20 protein-coding genes are annotated in these 16,823 nt (G+C 72.2%); 11 read left to right on the forward strand and 9 right to left on the reverse strand.

Annotated elements, in window-relative coordinates:
• Nucleotide 1: 1 nt before the first annotated feature.
• Genes ACIHEI_RS36000 through ACIHEI_RS36025 form a run of 6 tightly spaced genes read left to right on the forward strand, consistent with a single transcriptional unit; the run spans nt 2 to nt 4,612 of the window.
• On the forward strand, nt 2-256 hold the full coding sequence (locus tag ACIHEI_RS36000) for an acyl carrier protein (RefSeq protein WP_392954396.1): 255 nt from the start codon (nt 2-4) through the stop codon (nt 254-256).
• Between the two features lies 1 nt (nt 257).
• Entirely contained in the window at nt 258-716 is a 459-nt protein-coding gene (locus tag ACIHEI_RS36005; RefSeq protein ID WP_392954398.1) for an SRPBCC family protein, read from the forward strand.
• A complete protein-coding gene (locus ACIHEI_RS36010; protein WP_387641319.1) occupies nt 713-1,042 on the forward strand; it encodes a TcmI family type II polyketide cyclase in 330 nt (109 codons plus the stop codon). Before ACIHEI_RS36005 ends, ACIHEI_RS36010 begins: the two co-directional genes overlap by 4 nt.
• Before the next feature lie 34 nt (nt 1,043-1,076).
• Complete coding sequence (accA, locus tag ACIHEI_RS36015; protein WP_396609757.1) at nt 1,077-2,753, forward strand: acetyl-CoA carboxylase carboxyl transferase subunit alpha; 1,677 nt, start codon at nt 1,077-1,079, stop codon at nt 2,751-2,753.
• Nucleotides 2,750-3,247, forward strand: coding sequence for an acetyl-CoA carboxylase biotin carboxyl carrier protein (locus ACIHEI_RS36020; RefSeq protein ID WP_396609758.1), 498 nt, complete (start codon nt 2,750-2,752; stop codon nt 3,245-3,247). The genes accA and ACIHEI_RS36020 overlap by 4 nt, the downstream gene beginning before the upstream one ends.
• A gap of 9 nt (nt 3,248-3,256) precedes the next feature.
• The gene (locus ACIHEI_RS36025; RefSeq protein WP_396609759.1) at nt 3,257-4,612 is read left to right on the forward strand and encodes an acetyl/propionyl/methylcrotonyl-CoA carboxylase subunit alpha; all 1,356 of its coding nucleotides are present in this window, start codon (nt 3,257-3,259) and stop codon (nt 4,610-4,612) included.
• Between the two features lie 66 nt (nt 4,613-4,678).
• On the opposite strand, the gene ACIHEI_RS36030 is transcribed toward ACIHEI_RS36025, so the two are convergent.
• Both ACIHEI_RS36030 and ACIHEI_RS36035 read right to left on the reverse strand, forming a co-directional pair.
• Nucleotides 4,679-5,671 carry a methyltransferase gene (locus ACIHEI_RS36030; protein ID WP_396609771.1) on the reverse strand — a complete coding sequence of 331 codons (993 nt, stop codon included), beginning with the start codon at nt 5,669-5,671 and terminating at the stop codon, nt 4,679-4,681.
• A gap of 169 nt (nt 5,672-5,840) precedes the next feature.
• Nucleotides 5,841-7,043 (reverse strand): nitrous oxide reductase family maturation protein NosD, encoded by a 1,203-nt coding sequence (locus ACIHEI_RS36035; RefSeq protein WP_396609760.1) that lies wholly within the window; start codon nt 7,041-7,043, stop codon nt 5,841-5,843.
• A 228-nt stretch (nt 7,044-7,271) separates the two neighbouring features.
• Between ACIHEI_RS36035 and ACIHEI_RS36040 the strand changes: the two genes are divergently transcribed.
• A complete protein-coding gene (locus ACIHEI_RS36040; RefSeq protein ID WP_396609761.1) occupies nt 7,272-7,559 on the forward strand; it encodes a hypothetical protein in 288 nt (95 codons plus the stop codon).
• Nucleotides 7,560-7,650: 91 nt separating this feature from the next.
• Here ACIHEI_RS36040 and ACIHEI_RS36045 read toward each other — a convergent pair whose 3' ends face one another.
• Nucleotides 7,651-8,355, reverse strand: coding sequence for a hypothetical protein (locus tag ACIHEI_RS36045; RefSeq protein ID WP_396609762.1), 705 nt, complete (start codon nt 8,353-8,355; stop codon nt 7,651-7,653).
• A 254-nt stretch (nt 8,356-8,609) separates the two neighbouring features.
• Here ACIHEI_RS36045 and ACIHEI_RS36050 point away from each other — a divergent pair, with 254 nt between their 5' ends.
• A complete protein-coding gene (locus ACIHEI_RS36050; protein WP_396609763.1) occupies nt 8,610-9,386 on the forward strand; it encodes an alpha/beta-hydrolase N-terminal domain-containing protein in 777 nt (258 codons plus the stop codon).
• A complete protein-coding gene (locus ACIHEI_RS36055) occupies nt 9,269-9,634 on the forward strand; it encodes an alpha/beta-hydrolase family protein (protein WP_396609764.1) in 366 nt (121 codons plus the stop codon). Before ACIHEI_RS36050 ends, ACIHEI_RS36055 begins: the two co-directional genes overlap by 118 nt.
• Before the next feature lie 67 nt (nt 9,635-9,701).
• On the opposite strand, the gene ACIHEI_RS36060 is transcribed toward ACIHEI_RS36055, so the two are convergent.
• The 4 genes from ACIHEI_RS36060 to ACIHEI_RS36075 all read right to left on the reverse strand — a co-directional run bounded on the left by ACIHEI_RS36060 (nt 9,702) and on the right by ACIHEI_RS36075 (nt 13,445).
• Nucleotides 9,702-11,285: an MFS transporter gene (locus ACIHEI_RS36060; RefSeq protein WP_396609765.1), complete on the reverse strand. Its 1,584-nt coding sequence runs from the start codon at nt 11,283-11,285 to the stop codon at nt 9,702-9,704.
• Entirely contained in the window at nt 11,282-11,836 is a 555-nt protein-coding gene (locus ACIHEI_RS36065) for a TetR/AcrR family transcriptional regulator (RefSeq protein ID WP_387641350.1), read from the reverse strand. The genes ACIHEI_RS36060 and ACIHEI_RS36065 overlap by 4 nt, the downstream gene beginning before the upstream one ends.
• A 255-nt stretch (nt 11,837-12,091) precedes the next feature.
• Nucleotides 12,092-12,487, reverse strand: coding sequence for a cell division protein SepF (locus ACIHEI_RS36070; RefSeq protein WP_392954420.1), 396 nt, complete (start codon nt 12,485-12,487; stop codon nt 12,092-12,094).
• Nucleotides 12,488-12,911: 424 nt separating this feature from the next.
• Complete coding sequence (locus tag ACIHEI_RS36075; RefSeq protein ID WP_396609766.1) at nt 12,912-13,445, reverse strand: DinB family protein; 534 nt, start codon at nt 13,443-13,445, stop codon at nt 12,912-12,914.
• 147 nt (nt 13,446-13,592) lie between these two features.
• Between ACIHEI_RS36075 and ACIHEI_RS36080 the strand changes: the two genes are divergently transcribed.
• Nucleotides 13,593-13,949: a YrdB family protein gene (locus ACIHEI_RS36080; protein WP_396609767.1), complete on the forward strand. Its 357-nt coding sequence runs from the start codon at nt 13,593-13,595 to the stop codon at nt 13,947-13,949.
• A 175-nt stretch (nt 13,950-14,124) separates the two neighbouring features.
• On the opposite strand, the gene ACIHEI_RS36085 is transcribed toward ACIHEI_RS36080, so the two are convergent.
• The gene (locus ACIHEI_RS36085; RefSeq protein ID WP_396609768.1) at nt 14,125-14,892 is read right to left on the reverse strand and encodes a TVP38/TMEM64 family protein; all 768 of its coding nucleotides are present in this window, start codon (nt 14,890-14,892) and stop codon (nt 14,125-14,127) included.
• A 109-nt stretch (nt 14,893-15,001) separates the two neighbouring features.
• Nucleotides 15,002-15,904 (reverse strand): deoxyribonuclease IV, encoded by a 903-nt coding sequence (locus tag ACIHEI_RS36090; RefSeq protein WP_396609769.1) that lies wholly within the window; start codon nt 15,902-15,904, stop codon nt 15,002-15,004.
• A gap of 180 nt (nt 15,905-16,084) precedes the next feature.
• Here ACIHEI_RS36090 and ACIHEI_RS36095 point away from each other — a divergent pair, with 180 nt between their 5' ends.
• Nucleotides 16,085-16,729: a methyltransferase domain-containing protein gene (locus ACIHEI_RS36095; protein WP_396609770.1), complete on the forward strand. Its 645-nt coding sequence runs from the start codon at nt 16,085-16,087 to the stop codon at nt 16,727-16,729.
• Nucleotides 16,730-16,823: the final 94 nt, after the last annotated feature.

The raw sequence follows: 16,823 nt of genomic DNA on the forward strand, positions 1-16,823 counted from the left end.
GATGGCATCCGAGATCACCTACGAGGAACTCGCCACCCTGATCAAGGCCCGGGCCGGCGTCCAGGTCAGCGTCGACGACCTCGCCGACCCGGGCTGCATGTTCCTCGACCTCGGCGTGGACTCGCTGGGGGTGCTCGGCGTCCTCGCCGACCTGGAGAACCGCTACGGCGTCTCCATCGACTCCTCCGAACTGCTCGGACGCCCCGTCGCCGAGTTCCTGCAGACCGTCAACTCCACTGTGAAAGCTGGTGCCTGAGATGCCCGGACACACCGACAACACCATCCTCATCGACGCCCCCGTCGACCTGGTCTGGGACATGACCAACGACCTGGAGAACTGGCCGCAGCTGTTCAGCGAGTACGCCTCCGTCGAAGTCCTCGAACGGCAGGGCCAGTTGGTGAAGTTCCGGCTCACCATGCACCCCGACGACAACGGCCAGGTGTGGAGCTGGGTCTCCGAACGCGAGACCGACCGCGACGCGCTCGCCGTCCGGGCCCGCCGCGTCGAACCCGGCCCGTTCGAATTCATGGAGATCCGCTGGGAGTACGAGGACCTCCCGCAGGGCACCCGGATGCGCTGGATCCAGGACTTCGCGATGAAGCCCACCGCCCCTGTCGACGACCTCCAGATGACCGACATCATCAACCAGAACTCCAAGGTCCAGATGGAACTGATCCGCGCCAAGGTCGAACACCGCGCCGGCGGGGCCCGATGACCGGCACCCACCGCGCCCTGATCGTCGCCAGGATGAAGCCAGGCACCGCCGACCACATCGCCGGTGTCTTCGCCGACTCCGACCGCGGCCCGCTGCCCGGGCTGATCGGCGTCCACGGCCGCAGCCTGTTCCAGTACGGCGACATCTACCTCCACCTGATCGAGTCCGAACGTCCCCCCGGACCCGAGGTCGCCAAGTACACCGACCACCCCGAATTCCGCGACATCAGCGAACGGCTCGCCGTCTACGTCGACGCCTACGACCCGTCGACCTGGCGCAGCCCCAAGGACGCCATGGCCCACGAGTTCTACCGCTGGGACCGCTGACCACCCGCCGTTGCACAGGGAAGGGAGAGCCGCCGTGGCCGAACAGAGCGAACCGGCGGACTGGGTGCGCTGCGAAGGCTGCGCCGGCCTGGTCTACGGCAGACGCTACGCACGCACCCTGCAGGTGTGCCCCGACTGCGGGCACCACGGACGGCTCACCGCCCCGCAGCGGCTCGCCCAACTCCTCGACCCGGGCACCGCCGAACCCCTCGGAGCGGTGCCCGCCCTGCACGACCCGCTGGGCTTCGTCGACAGCCGCCCCTACCAGGAGCGCCTCGACGAGGCCCGCGCCCACACCGGCCTGCACGAGGCCGTGCTGTGCGCCGCCGGACAGATCGAGGGCCAGCCCTGCATCGCCGCCGTCATGGACTTCCGCTTCCTCGGCGGCAGCCTCGGCTGCGCCGTCGGCGCCCTCATCACCCACGCCGCCACCGTCGCGCTCGACCGCCGCACCCCACTCGTCCTGGTCACCGCCAGCGGCGGCGCCCGGATGCAGGAAGGCGTGCTGTCACTGATGCAGATGGCCAAGACCGCGCAGGCCATGGCCGAACTCGACGAAGCCGGCATCCTCACCGTCTCGGTGATCACCGACCCCACCTACGGCGGCGTCGCCGCGTCCTTCGCCACCCTCGCCGACGTCATCATCGCCGAACCCGGCGCCCGGATGGGCTTCGCCGGACCCCGCGTCATCGAACAGACCACCGGCGAGAAACTCCCCGCCGGCTTCCAGACCGCCGAATTCCTGCTCGCCCACGGCATGGTCGACGACGTCGTGCCCCGGATCGGCCTGCGCCCCGTCCTCGGCCGGCTGCTCGGCCTGCGGCCCCCCGCCGAACCCCGGCCCCCCGGCGACCCCGCCGCCATCCTGCGCGCCGCCGACGAACTCGCCGACCGCGACCCCTGGCAGAACGTCCGCCTCGCCCGGCACCCCGAACGGCCCAGCACCCTCGACTACATCCGCCGCCTGGTCGACGACTTCCAGGAACTGCACGGCGACCGGCTCACCGAGGACTGCCCCGCCATCGTCGCCGGCACCGGACGCCTGGCCGGCACCCCCGTCGTCCTGATCGGCCACCACAAGGGCGGCACCGACCTCGGCGAACGCAAACGCCGCCGATTCGGCATGGCCCAGCCCTCCGGCTACCGCAAGGCCAACCGGCTGATGCGGCTCGCCGCCAAACTCGGCCTGCCCGTGGTCACCATGATCGACACCCCCGGCGCCAACCCCGGACCCGAGGCCGAATCCGGCGGACAGGCCGCCGCCATCGCCGACAACCTGCGCCTGATGGCCCGCCTGCCCGTCCCCATCGTCGCCGTGCTGATCGGCGAGGGCGGCAGCGGCGGAGCCCTCGCACTCGCCGTCGCCGACCGCGTCCTGGTCAGCGCCAACGGCATCTACTCGGTGATCAGCCCCGAAGGCTGCGCCGCCATCCTGTGGAAGGACCCGCAGGCCGCGCCCACCGCCGCCGCCTCGCTGCGCATGCACCCCGGCGACCTGCTCAGCCTCGGCGTCGTCGACGGCATCGTCCCCGAACCGCCCGAAGGAGCCCACCAGGACCACGCCGCCGCGGCCGACCTGCTCGAAGCCGCCGTCACCGAGGCCCTGCGCGAACTGATCCCCTGGGACCCGGACCGGCTGCGCGCCGCCCGCCGGGCCCGCTTCCACCGCTACGGCGCCGACACCGCCGCGGCAGATTGGAGCCAGCCATGACCGTCGAGGTGAAACACCAGCCGTCCCACGGACGGATCACCCCCACCGGTGACGGATCCGGCGGCCCCGACCAGGTCGCGGACCTCGCCGAACTGTGCCGCAGCGTCGCCGAACTCGCCCGCACCCGTGCCCGGCCGCCCCGCCGGATCCGGCTCGAACACCTCGGCACCGCCGTCGAGATCGAATGGGACGAGTCAGGTGCGCCGGACCGGACCAGCCCCGAGGTGGAACCCGAGGCGGAACCCGAAGCAGCCGGCCACCACGTGTGCGCCCCGATGATCGGCACCTTCTACCACGCGCCCGAGCCGGGCGCGCCGCCGTTCGTCGCCGTAGGCGACACCGTCACCGCCGGCCAGCCCATCGGCATCCTCGAAGTGATGAAGATGATGAGCCCCGTCGAGGCCGACCTCGCCGGCCGGGTGGTGGAGATCCTGGTCGCCGACGGCACCGCCGTGGAGTTCCAGCAGCGCCTGATCGCCGTCGAACCCGCGTAAGGGGCCCGCATGTTCACCACCGTGCTGATCGCCAACCGCGGCGAGATCGCCCTGCGGATCGCCCGCACCTGCCGGGAGATGGGCATCCGCACCGTCGCCCTGTACTCCACCGCCGACCGCGACTCGGCGGTGGTCCGCTTCGCCGACCGGGCCGTCCACCTCGGACCCGCCGCCGCCAGAGCCAGCTACCTGCACATCCCGTCCATCGTCGAAGCCGCCCGGCTCACCGGCGCCCAGGCCGTCCACCCCGGCTACGGATTCCTCTCCGAGGACCCCGACTTCGCCGAGATCTGCGAAGCCAACGGCCTCACCTTCATCGGCCCGCCCCCGCACGTGATCGAACAGCTCGGCGACAAATCCGCCGCCCGCCGGCTGATGGCCGAAGCCGGACTGCCCGTCCTGCCCGGCTCCACCGGCGCCGTCCGCAGCCCCGCCGAAGCCCGCGAGATCGCCGCCCGCACCGGCTACCCCGTCATCCTCAAAGCCGTCGCCGGCGGCGGCGGACGCGGCATGGCCGTGGTCCGCGACCCCGCCGACATGCCCACCGCCTTCCAGGAGACCCGCGCCCACGCCCGCGCCGTCTTCGGCGACGAACGGCTCTACCTCGAGCACTACGTCGACGGCGCCCGGCACATCGAGGTCCAGGTGCTCTGCGACCGCCACGGCAACGCCGTCCACCTCGCCGAACGCGACTGCTCCGTGCAGCGACGCCACCAGAAACTCATCGAGGAATCACCCGCACCCAACCTGTCCGACCCGCTGCGCCACGAGATCTGCGCCGCCGCCGTCCGCGGCGCCCTCGCCGTCGGCTACGTCGGCGCCGCCACCTTCGAATTCGTGCTCGCCACCGACGGAGCGTTCTACCTGATGGAGGTCAACTGCCGCCTCCAGGTCGAACACCCCGTCACCGAGATGGTCACCGGCATCGACCTGGTCCGCGAACAGCTCACCATCGCCGCCGGCGAACCCCTGACGCTCCGCCAGGACGCCGTCCGCCCGCGCGGCGCCGCCGTCGAGGCCCGGGTCAACGCCGAGGACCCCGAACGCGGCTTCCTGCCCACCCCCGGACTGCTCACCGAATTCGTCCCGCCCGGCGGCCCGTTCGTGCGGGTCGACACCCACGCCTACCCCGGCTGGCCGATCGGCCCCGACTACGACTCGCTGCTCGCCAAGACCATCGCCTGGGCACCCGACCGTGAACAGGCCATCGCCCGTCTCGACCGCGCCCTCGCCGAGTTCCGCATCGACGGCCCCGGCGTGCGCACCACCACCGACTACCTGCGCCGCACCCTCGCCGACCCGCGCTTCCGGGCCGGCCGGCACACCACCGCGCTGGTCGCCGAAATGGCCGCGGAGGTGTCGTAGCCCTTCTTCTCGCGATGGAAAAGCCGTCCGGACCGACGTGGTCCGGACGGCTTTTCGGCTCTCCCGCTACGGCACCGTGCAGGTGAAGGCGTGCAGGTACGGGTTGACCGGGGCGACGGCCTTCAGCAGCAGGCCGGACTCCTCGATCAGCGCGGTCAGACTGCCCAGGGTGTGCTTCGCGCCGCCGACATTGAGCAGCAGCAGCAGGTCCATCGCGGTGGTGAAACGCATCGACGGGGAATCGTCGACCAGGTTCTCCACGATCACCACCCGGGCACCCGGGCGGGCCACCTGACGCAGATTGCGCAGAGTGCGGCGGGTCGACTCGTCGTCCCACTCCAGGATGTTCTTCACCAGATACAGATCGGCCTGCACCGGGATCGCCACCCGGCAGTCGCCCGGCACCAGCCGCGCCCGGTCGGCCAGCGCGCCACCGGGCAACAGCCGCGGATCGGCGTGCTCGACCACCTTCGGCAGATCCAGCAGCGTGCCGTGCAAGCCCGGCTGGCGCTCCATCAGGGCCGCCAGCGCCTGGCCCTGACCGCCACCGATGTCGGCGGCCGTGGCGACGCCCGTCAGATCCAGGAAGTCGGCCAGATCCTGCGCGGACTGGCGGCTGGACTGCGTCATCGCCCGGTTGAACAGCGCCGCGGACTCCGGCGCGTCGTCATGCAGGTACTGGAAGAACTCCTTGCCGAACGCGTCGGCGAACACGCTGCGCCCGGTGCGCACCGCGTCGTCCAGCCGGGACCAGGACTGCCAGGTCCACGGCTCGGTGCACCACAGTGCGATGTCGCGCAGGCTGCCCGGCTCGTCGGAGCGCAGCAGACGCGACAGCGGGGTGTGGCAGAAGCGGCCGTCACCGGCGGCGGCGAACACCTCGTAGCTGGCCAGGGCCCGCAGCAGGCGCTCCAGCGGGCCGGCCTCGACGCCCAGCCGCACCGCCAACTCCTCGGCGGTGGCGGGCTGTTCATCGAGCGCGTCGGCCAGCTTCAGACTGGCGGCGGCGCGCACCGCACCGGCGCAGGCGGCGCCGAAGACCAGCTCGCGGAGCAGCATCGCGGGCGGCACACCGGTGCGGGCGGCCGGGTCGGTGACGGGTTCGGCGGGGGTGGTGGTCACCGGAGCGGTCGCCGCGGGGGAGGAGGACGGCGGGACCGGTCGGGTCGGGGCGGAGGTCATGGGCGCGGCGGCCTTTCGTCGGGGCTGGAGGGCTCGGGAGGGCCGGTCAGCAGTGGCCGGCGGGCTGGGAAGTACTGCAGAGGTTGTTCGTGAAGGAGTCTCCGGTGCCCTGGTCACGATCGGCGAGATCGGTGGGCCGGTTGTCGTTCAGCGTGTTGCCGGTGACGACCGCGCGGGCGTTCGGCGCGCCCACCACGCTCGGGTACAGCACGATGCCGCCCGACATCGGGGAGTTGCCGGAGTGGTCGGTGACCAGGTTCTGGATGACCGCGACGTCCTCGGTGCCGGTCAGCAGGATGCCGGTCCCCTGGACCGAGTCCAGGCGCGGATTGGGCTCGCAGTAGCGGTTGTTGGCGCGCACCACATTGCCGGTGACGGTCAGCGCACCGGCCCGCGGCACCCCGTCGTCGCCGACCACGAAGATGCCGCCGCAGTTGCCGGACACCAGGTTGGCCATCGCCGTCAGGTCGCGCACCCGGCGCAGCTGCAGGCCGATCCGGTTGCCGGTCAGCCGGTTCGCCGCCACCTGGGTGCCTCGGGTCTCCAACGCGCCGCCCTTGCGGTCGAACCAGTTGGCGATGAAGATCCCCGCCTGGCCGTTGTCCCGCGCTTCGTTGTCGATCACCGTGGCGCGGGTCGACATCTCCACGCTGATGCCCTGCAGGCCGTTGTCGTGGGACGTCACCCGGCGGACCGTCAGCCCGTCGGTGACGGCGGCGGCGATCCCGTTCTTCGCGAACCCCGCCACCGCCAGCGCCTCCACCACCGCGCCCGACACCGGCCGCACCGGCGCCCCGTTGTCGTCCGCCACACCCGTCACGCACAGCCCGTTGCCGGCCTTGGCGCAGGCGCTGCCGTCCGCCGGGTCGGGCACCAGCACGGTGCGGCTGCCCTGCCCGCGCAGCGTCACCCCGTCGGTGGCGAGGGTGACGCTGCCCGGGTAGCTGCCCGCGGCCAGCTCCACCACGTCACCCGGGTGGGCCGCGTCGACGGCGGCCTGCACCGAGGCACCGGGCGCGAGGTGAACCACGTTCGGACGCGCGGCAAGGGCAGAACCGGCGAACGCGGCGCCCGGGATCGGGACGGGGACGAGGACGTGGCCGGGGACGGCGAAGAGAGCGGACGTCAGGACGGTGGAGACGGGCGGCGCCGGACTGACGGCCAGCAGGGCGGGCACGGTGGCGGCGGAAGCGAGCAGGACGGCGGCGAGGCGGGAGCGCGGGCGCGCCGGAGCGAAGAGAGGAGTCATCAGGGAGAGCCGGTTTCCAAGGGTTGCGGTCGCGGACGGCCTTGGCGCGCGCCCGCCGCCTCGAAGCTATGGCCGCGACCCGCCCGCGGCCAGCCGGGTTCGGTCGCACGAGTTGCCCACACCCGCCGACCGGGTGGCCCGGGAGGACGGCACCACCCGTACACCCGATCGGGGGGCACTTCGGCCGGGCACCGGGCCCCCCTCGGCCGGTCGAACCACTATGGACCCATGACCCTGCAACGTGGACGCACCTCCGAACAGACCGACCCCGCCCCCGACGACCTGCGCCCCGTCGGCGCCGGCCGGACCGACCTGTTCCCCGCCGAACCGCACTCCGCCGACCACTACCGCACCGAGCGGCAGCGCAGCGAGGAGTACCGGCTCGACGAGGAACTCGCCGTCCGGCCCACCGCCGCGGACATCGGCCCCGAGAGCGAAGTGGAGACCGCGAGCTGGCCGGACGCCGAGGACCCCGCCTGGGACTACGACGACGTCATTTTTCGGTCGGTCAACTGAGTGCCCCTCAGCGCACTGTGCCCGCCGCTCGATCACGGTCGAGCGGCGGGCACAGTGCGCTGAGGGGCACTCAGCGGACTCTCGCTGCGGGTCAGTAGCGCTGGGCCTTCACCACCACCGGCGTCAGCGTGGTGCCCGCGCCCTTGGTGGAGAACGCCACCGGGTTCACGGTCGCGCCCGGCGCGACGTTCTCCGCCCCCACCACCGAGGAGTCCACGCTCTGCCCGTTGGGGTCCGTGAAGTCCACCTGGATCGCGTACGAGCGGGTCTCCTGCGTGCTGTTGGTGATCGTCACCTTCGCCGCCGACACATCGCCGGTGGTCTGGGTCGGAATCCCGGTCAGGGTCACATCGCCCAGCGCGTTGCCCGACCCCTGAACGGTCGACAGCACCGCCGTCGCCTTCTCCCGGCCCGCCGCCAGCTGCGCGTTGGCCGACGCCTCGAACTCCGCCGCCCGCTGCGAGGCCGACGCCTGCGCCGCCGACACCGACGCCAGCGCGGACGAGTGCAGCGAACCGAGCGGGGACGGCGGCTCGCCCGAGAACCGCTCCGTCCCCACCACGAACGTCGACATCGCCGCCTGCACCGGATCCTCGCCCGACGTGCCACCGCAGGACGCCATCACCGCGATCCCGGCCGCGCCCGCGCCCAGCGCCAGCATCAGCCGCGCGCCGCGGTGGACCCGCCGCCGTCCGGGCTGCTCCGGCCGGGCCGGCGGGCCGACCCGGCCCTGGCGCACCAGCGGCTGGCGGGGCGTCGGCCCCTGGCCGGAACTGTTCTGGTCCGCGTCTCGCATCGCGCTGCACCCTTTCGCTCAGAACCGCGCCGGCCACTGCGCGCCGCGGTCGATCCGACGAGCCGTCGGCCCGCGCCCGGACGTGCGGAACCAACGCTCCGCTCTCCGTCCCCATCGTCGGAGCCGGGCAACCCCTCCGGCCAGCGACGCTGCGCCATTCGGGGGGAGTCCGACGGAGCGTCAGATCGGCAACGGCGGTGGGGAGATACGTATGCCGGGTGACTGGCGGGCGAAGGAACGCGGGGAGGACGCCGATGCCGGTGGGGGCACAGCGGATCGTACGGCGGCTGCCGAGCTGGAGCGCGCTGGTCGGGGCGGTGCTGTTCTACTGCCTGTCGTTCACACCGTCGCTGCTGCCCAGGCCCTGGCTGCTGCAGGCCGCCGCCGGGGCGATCACCGCATTCTTCGGGTACGGACTCGGCGCGTCCTTCGGCATGGTCGCCCGCCGCTGCGGGCTGCTTCCCTCGCCGGCCGTGCGGCGTGCCGGGTGGTGGCTGCTGGCCGTCGTCGGCGGCGGCTCCGTCGTCGCGATCACCGCCTGGAGCGTGCGCTGGCAGGGCGACCTGCGGCGGGCCGTCGGCCTCGACCCGCGGATCGGCTGGTGGCAGTGGGCCCTGGTGCTGCCGGTCGCGCTGCTGCTCGGCGCGCTGCTGGTGCTCGCCGCACGGGGCGTCCGGCTCGGCACCCGGACGCTGCGGGAGGTTCTCGGCCGGGCCGTTCCCGGCTGGGCGGCCGCCGCCGGGGCAGCCGCGCTCGCCGTCGTACTCGTGACCGGCTTCGTCCAGGGCTTCCTGCTGCGCGCCCTGCTCGGCGCCGCCGAACGCGGCGCCGCGCTGACGGACCGCTCCACCAGCCCCGGCACCGTCCGGCAGCCGTGGGCGGCTGGCGGCCCGTCCACCAGGACGGCCGCACCGTGCGCCTCGCCCAGCAGACCTCCGACTTCACGGTGCCCGAGGCGCCCTGGCCGCAGGCCCGGGTGGTCTACCTGCAGAACGGCAGCGACCCCGTGGTGTGGTGGGAGCCCGCCCTGATCTGGAGCCGGCCCGCCTGGCTCAACGGGCAGCGCGCCCACGACGTCTCACCGACCATGCGCTGGTACCCCCTGGTGACCTTCTGGCAAGTCACCTTCGACCTGACGGCCTCCGAGGCGGTGCCCGACGGGCACGGGCACCGCTACCGCCGGATGCCCGTCGAGGCCTGGGCCAGGATCGTCCCGCCCGACGGCTGGACCCCGCAGGACACCGAGCGGTTGGTGGCGTACCTGGGGGAGCAGCCTTGACGGGTGTTGTTGACGCGACTTGTTGACGCGAGTTGTTGACGCTGTCCGTTGACGGGCCTGGCCGGTTTCAGTGGTGAACCGGCTCGTGGGCGGTCTCGGCGTTGGTGGGGGTTTCTGCGCGGCTCCGGGGCCGGAGGAGGTGGCGGGCGAAGGCGGCGGAGGCCAGGAGCAGGGCGGCCGAGACCCACGCGGCGATGTTGATGCCGTGGACGAACGCGTCGTTCGCGCTGGTCAGCAGCTGGTTGGCGAGGTCGCTGGGCAGCGTCGAGGCCGCCTCCACCGCGCCGCCGAGGGACTGCCCGGCCTGGTCCACCAGGGCCGGGTCCGTGTGCGCCGGGACGGTGAGGGCCCCGGCGTACAGCGCCGTCACGATCGAGCCGACCAGGGCGATGCCGAGCGCCGCGCCCAGTTCGTACGCCGTCTCCGACACCGCCGAGGCGGCACCCGCCTTGTCGGCCGGGGCGGCACCCAGCACCAGGTCCGAGGAGAGGGTGTACACCACACCCTCGGCGGTACCCAGCGCCAGGAAGGACGAGCCGAGCAGCAGGTACGTGCTGTCGACCCGGACCATGCCCAGCGCCGCGATGCCCAGCCCCATCACCAGCAGGCTGACCGTCAGCACCCGGCGCGCACCCGCACGCCGAGCCAGCCGGGCCGTGAGCAGGCCGCCCACCACCGAGCCGACGAAGGCCGGCATTTCGGCGACACCCGCCGAGAGCGGCGAGTAGCCGCGTACCAGCTGGAGGTACTGCGACATGAAGAAGATCACACCGGACAGCCCGATCAGGCTGATCAGCGAGGACACCACCGCCGCCGTGAACCGCGGGTCACGGAACAGCCGGACCTCCAGCAGCGGGGTCTCCAGGCGGAGCTGACGCCGAACGAACAGCGCCAGCGCCGCCACACCGAGCACGAAGGTCGCCGGGGTGACCCAGGTGTCCAGGCCGTGCGCCGCGAACTCCTTGATCCCGTACACCGCGCCGATCACACCCGCCATCGACAGCAGCACACTCAGCATGTCCCAGCGGCCCGGGCGCGGATCGCGGGACTCCGGCAGCAGCCAAGCACCGAACACCAGCAGCAGCGCCATCACCGGCAGGTTCAGCAGGAACACCGACCCCCACCAGAAGTGCTCCAGCAGCACCCCGCCCACCAGCGGCCCCAGCGCCGCACCCGCCGTCGCGCCCGCACCCCAGATGCCGATCGCCGTCGCCCGCTCCCGGGCGTCCGGGAACAGCGAGCGGATCAACGACAGTGTGGACGGCATGATCGTCGCGCCCGCCACACCGAGCAGCGCCCGGGCCAGGATCAGCCAGCCCGGCCCCGGCGCGTACGCCGCCAACAGCGAGGCCACGCCGAACGCGGCCGACCCCGCCAGCAGCACCCGCTTGCGGCCCAGCCGGTCACTGAGCGCGCCCATCGACACCAGCAGGCCGGCCAGCACGAACGAGTAGATGTCGCCGATCCAGAGCAGCTGGGTGCCGGACGGGCGGAGGGTTTCGGTGATCGAGGGGATGGCGAGGGACAGCACCGTCGCGTCCACCGCCACCAGGGTGACGGCGAGCACGAGGACGCCGAGACCGGTCCAGCGGTGGCCGGACCGTCCGTTCCGGACGGTCCGGGTGGACTGGTCGGCGAGGGGGGAACTCATTGGGTATCAGGTCTCCGTAGAGCGCCGCCGAGGAACAGTTCGGCGAGCGAGAATGCGCTTTCGCGAGGGGCGAGCCGGCCTTCCTGGACGGCCCAGCCGATGCCGGCCACCAGATCGAAGAACGCCTCGCTGAGCCAGCCGGCCGAGAGCTCGATCCGGAACGTTCCTTCCCGCTGCCCGCGCAGGAACAGCGCGCGGACCCGGGCGTCCTGGAGCTCCCAGAGGTCATTGATGTCGGGATCGTCGTACAGCTGGTTCTCGCCGGCCAGGAAGGCGCACAGCGCCGCATCCGGCACCACCGCATCCACCAGTCGGCGCAGCGCCGCCTCGGCGTTGCCCTCCTCCACCCGCGCGGTGTCCAGCGCGGCGGCGAACCGGCGCAGGCCGAGCGCGCCCACCTCGCGGATCAGGGCCTCCCGGCCCGGGAAGATCCGGTGCAGAGTGGCGCGGCTGATGCCGGCGGCGCGGGCGATCTCGTCGAGATGGGCCGTCGGGCGTCGGGAGAGGACGCCGACGGCTGCCTCGAGGACGGAGTCGCGGTCGGTTGCCATGAGAGCAGCATAGTGCAAGTGAGACATTGATGTCTCACATTGGAGCTGTGGGTCTCGCGCTCGGGGTCTCGGGGCTGGGTTCGGGCTCGGGCTCGGGTTTTGGGCTCGGTGTCTTGGTTTCGATGGGGTGGTGGGGTGCGGGTTGCGGGGAGCTTGGGGACGCACGCAGAAGACCCCGCGCGGGGCGCGGGGTCTTCTGGGGCGTGCTTTGGGGTTGTGCCGTCGGGCGTGGGCCCGCTGGGCTGCCCGGTGAGGTCAGCTCTGGTTGTAGAAGCCGGTCTCGTCGAGCGGGCGGTCGATGACCATCACCTCGACGTCCGCCGGCGTGAGCAGGAACACCCGGCGGGCGATCCGCTCGATGCCGCCTCGGGTGCCGAAGATCAGACCGGATGCGAAGTCGACCATCCGCTTGGCCTCGGCGTCGTTCATCTCGGTGAGGTCCATGACCACCGGCGTGGCGGCGCGGATGTGCTCGCCGACGGTGCGGGCGGCCTCGAACCCGGTGGGCCGGAGCGAGACGATCTTGGACGGCCCGATCTGCCCGCTCGGCAGCGTCTCCTCGCCGTCCCACGATTCCTCGTACATCGCGGCCGGGTAGCTACCGGAGGGCATAAGCCACCCGTTGTGGTGCTCGTCGCGAAGTGCTCCCATTAACCGCGCCTCCCTGTCTCGTTCCGTACTCGTCCCCCGGGGGACGACGAGTCGTTTTGACACGTCATCCACTTGTTGGAACTGTCCGAGTATCGCACTGATCACCGCGGAAGTGCCCGCACGTGCCCGCCCCACGGTTGTGGCGCGGGCGAATATCCGTGCTTACTCGGATATTCGTAACGACGCAGGCGGTCGGTGAACGGTTGCGCCCAACGACACTATCGGTGGGGACCTAAGGGCAGTTGACTGAGTGTCAACAATCGTGTAACGGCGTCACCTGATGGGGTTCATTTCGGCCGCGGGTTCTCGGTTCTGTCCCCGGCGTGTCGCGTGTGTCGTGTGTGTCGTGGTTTGGGCGTGTGTGTCGTGGTTTCGGTGTGGCTCGGCCGGGTCGGGGGCCTTTGGCGAGCCGGGGTTTGTGCGGTCACTCGCCGGTCGCGCCGTCGATCCGCTCGCGGATCAGGTCGGCGTGGCCGTTGTGCCGGGCGTACTCCTCGACCATGTGGAACAGAATCCACCGGAGCGTCACCTCGTTGCCGCGCCAGGGGCGCCTGGCCACCGTGTCCAACGAGACGCCCTCGACCGCGGCGCGGGCGTAGGCGACGTCCTGCTGCCAGGCGGCGGTGTCGGCCACCGGATCCGCGGAGTCGACCAGGTCGAAGTCGCCGTCCGGGAACTCCTCGGTCCAGTACCGGCCGACCGGCCCGAGCTCCTCGCCGTTCAGATACAGCCGGAACCAGTGCCGTTCCACCTCCGCCATGTGCCGGACCAGCCCCAGTAGCGACATTGGCGATGGAAGGCAGGACCGTTCGCGGAGCTGGTCCGGTGTCAGACCCTCGCACTTGAGGGCGAGGGTGGCGCGGTGGAAGTCCAGCCAGGCGTTGAGCATGGTCGCTTCGTCGGAGGCGAAGGCCGGGCTGACGCGGGCGGTGGCAGGGGAGCCGCTGGTGTTCGTCATGCCGCCATGGTGGGGGCGGGTCGGCGTAGGGGGCGAGCCGTTTTCCGGAGCTGGGCGGTGGTGTGCGGGCACAGAGGCGTTGCGCGGTGCGATGATCTGATGTTCAGTGCTGGTCGACTCGGGTGGGGTGTCGTTGTGCGCAAGGTGATGACGGGGTTCCAGCTGACGCTACGTCTGCTGCTGGAGCTGGCCTCACTGGCCGCGTTGGCGGTGGGTGGCTACGGGCTCTGGCACGGGGGCCCCGTGGTGGCGCGGGTGCTGATCGCGCTCGCCCTGCCGGTGGCTGCGGCCGTGCTGTGGGGGCGCTATGCGGCACCGAGACGGCCCGTGCGTGACTCGGCGGTGGCCTGGTACGGCGTCCAACTGCTGATCTGGGGCGGCTCGGTCGCCCTGCTGGCCGTCACCGGCCACTCGGGCTGGGCGATCTGGCTCGGTGCGCTGATGGTCGTCAACACGGTGTGGCTGCGGCTGGTGGGTGAATGGTCGCCGGAGATCGAGCGGTAGTCGGATGGTCGGCGCCGCACTCGTTCTCCGGTGCGGCGCCGGGACGTTGACGTGTGTGCGGATGTGGCGTGCGGCCGGGTGCCGGTCCGGCTCGGGAGCGGTGTTGGCGTCGGCGGCAGCGTGATGCTTGGGCGGTCAGGCGGTCAGGCGGTCAGGCGGTCAGGCGGAGCGGCGGTCAGGCGGAGCGGCGAGGTCGGGCCCGCCAGAGCGAGACGGCGCTGAACACGCACATCGCGGCGATCACCGACGCCGAGATCAGGAACGCCGGGGATCCCGGCGAGCTCGCGCTGGCCCCCGCGATGACGTACGCGGCCGTGGTGGGGACCACTCCGAGCACAGTTGCCGCCAGGTACGGCCAGAACCGGACTCCCGAGAACGCACACGCGAAGTTGCCCGCCTGGAACGGTGCCCCCGGAAACAGTCGCACCAACAGCACGCTGCGGAAGCCCTGTTCGGACAGCCGGCGGTCGATCTCGGTCAGCACCTTGCCTCGCACCAGCGGCCGCAGCGCCTCCCGGCCGAGCGACCGGCCGAGGGCGAACGCCGCGATCGCGCCGATCGCCGACCCCGCGACCGCCAGCGGCACGCCCCACAGCGAACCGAACAACAACCCCATCCCTGCGTTCAACGCCGGGCGAGGCAGGAACGCCACCGTGCCGAAGGCGTAGGCCGCCAACGCGATCGGCATCCGCCACGGACCGGCCGCCGCCGCGAGCACCGCCGTCGGATCCCAGAGCAGCAGCGAGGCCGCTGCGGCGGCGAGGACGGCCGCGAGCAGACCGAGGCGCAGCAGCGCGTGGCGGTGCGGGCGCGGGCGCGGTGCGGGCGCGTTCGGTGCGTCGGCTTCGGTGCGGGTGTCCGGGACGGTGCTTGCGGTGGTGCTGGCGTCGGCGTCGGCGGGGAGTGGCGCGGTGGGGCCGGATGTCGGCTGCGGGGCGGGCACTCGGGGAGCTTAACCGGCGCCCGGGCCGGGGCGTTTGCGAGGGGCCGGGCGGGGGCGGGGGCGGGGGCGGGTGCGGGCTTGGGCGGCAGCGCGGTCAGTCGGTGGGCGCTCAGGTGGTGGGGAGGCGCAGCTGCTTCAGTAGGGCGATGTCGGCGGCGTGCCGGACGCCTTCGATGCGCTCGGGGTCGTGGCGGCCGTCCGGGGTCTCGATGATCAGCGGGACGCCGGCGGTGGCCGGGTGCGCCAGCAGGGCCTGGAACGCGGGGGCGCCGATGTGACCGGCACCGATGTTCTCATGGCGGTCCTTGCGGGCGCCGGCCACGTCCTGCGAGTCGTTGGCGTGGATCAGCCGGAGCCGGTCCGGGCCGACCGCCCGGTGCAGGGCGTCGAAGAGCTCGTCGACCCCGCCCGGGGCGGCCAGGTCATGACCGGCGGCGAAGGCGTGGCAGGTGTCCAGACAGACGCCGACCAACGGGTGGTGGTCGAGCGCGTCCAGGTAGGCGGCGAGGTCCTCCATCCGGGCGCACAGCGAGCTGCCCTGCCCCGCTGTCGGTTCCAGCAGCAGCCAGGGCGCGTCGTTCCCGTACCGGTCGAGTCCGTCCAGCATCGGCAGGACCTGCGCGCGAACCTGGGCCAGCGCCTCCTCGCGAGTGCCGCACAGTGCCGAACCCGTGTGAACCACCGCACCGAGCGCGCCGATCGCCGCCGAGCGGTGCAGCGAGTGCGTCAGCGACTCGGCCGAACGTTCGCGGGTCGCCGCCGAATCGGAGCCGAAGTTGATCAGGTAGGGCGCGTGGACGTAGGCCGGGATGCCCTGCTCGGCGCAGGCCGTGCGGAACGCCAGGTCGTGCGCTGGATTCCCGGCCGGAGTGGCCCACCCACGCGGGTTGGCGACGAACACCTGCACTGCCTCCGCGCCGACCTTCTCGGCGTAGGCCAGCCCCGTCCCCGCCAGACCCTTTCCGGCAACTGGAACATGGGCGCCGATCGGGTTTCGCGGGGCGGAATTCATGGCCACGAGCATCCCACGGCAGGATGGACCGGCAGGTCACCGGGGTCGGCAGCGGCCATTTCGATGCGGCGGCCGGCAACTCGGGGGAGTCGGTCAGCAAGAGCCGGCCGGGCAGAGCAGGTCGGGCAGAGCAGGTCGGACGGTTGACGGGCGGCTACAGGACGGAAGGCGAGAAAGCAGATGGACAAGTCACTGGCGCGGGCGCAGCGCGAGCACTGGGAGCGCACGTACTCCGAGCACCCCGGCATGTACGGGGACCAGCCGTCGGAGTCGGCGGAGTACGCCGCCACGGTGTCCACGCCCGGGGGAACCGTGCTGGAACTGGGCGCCGGCCACGGGCGCGACGCCCTGTTCTTCGCCCGCCGGGGCTTCACGGTCACCGCAGCCGACTTCAGCCCCGTCGCCCTCGACCAACTCGGCGAGCGGGCCGCCGCCGACGGTCTGACGGTGACCACCGTGGTGCAGGACGTCCGCCAGCCGTTGGACCTGCCGGACGCGTCCGTCGACACGGTGTACGCGCACATGCTGTTATGCATGGCGCTGTCCACGGCGGAGCTGGAGGCATTGGTCGGGGAGGTGCGGCGGGTGCTGCGGCCAGGAGGCGTGCTGGTGTACACCGTGCGGCACACCGGCGATGCGCACTACGGGGCCGGGATCGGCCACGGCGACGACATCTGGGAGAACGGCGGCTCCGCCGTCCACTTCTTCTCGCGGGAACTGGTGGACCGCCTCGTGGAGGGCTGGGACCCGGCCGAGGTCGAGCCGTTCGAGGAGGGCGATCTTCCGCGCCGGCTCTGGCGGGTGACGCAGTGCCGGACCGACTAAGAAAGTGTTGGGTAATTGATCAACTGCGTGTTGTGATGGGCTGGCGGTGATCTTCGCCATCGAGGTGTTCGCGAAGATCGCCGCCATGTGTGTC

Origin of the sequence: Kitasatospora sp. NPDC051984, from assembly GCF_044593455.1 — a bacterium.
Taxonomy (GTDB): domain Bacteria; phylum Actinomycetota; class Actinomycetes; order Streptomycetales; family Streptomycetaceae; genus Kitasatospora.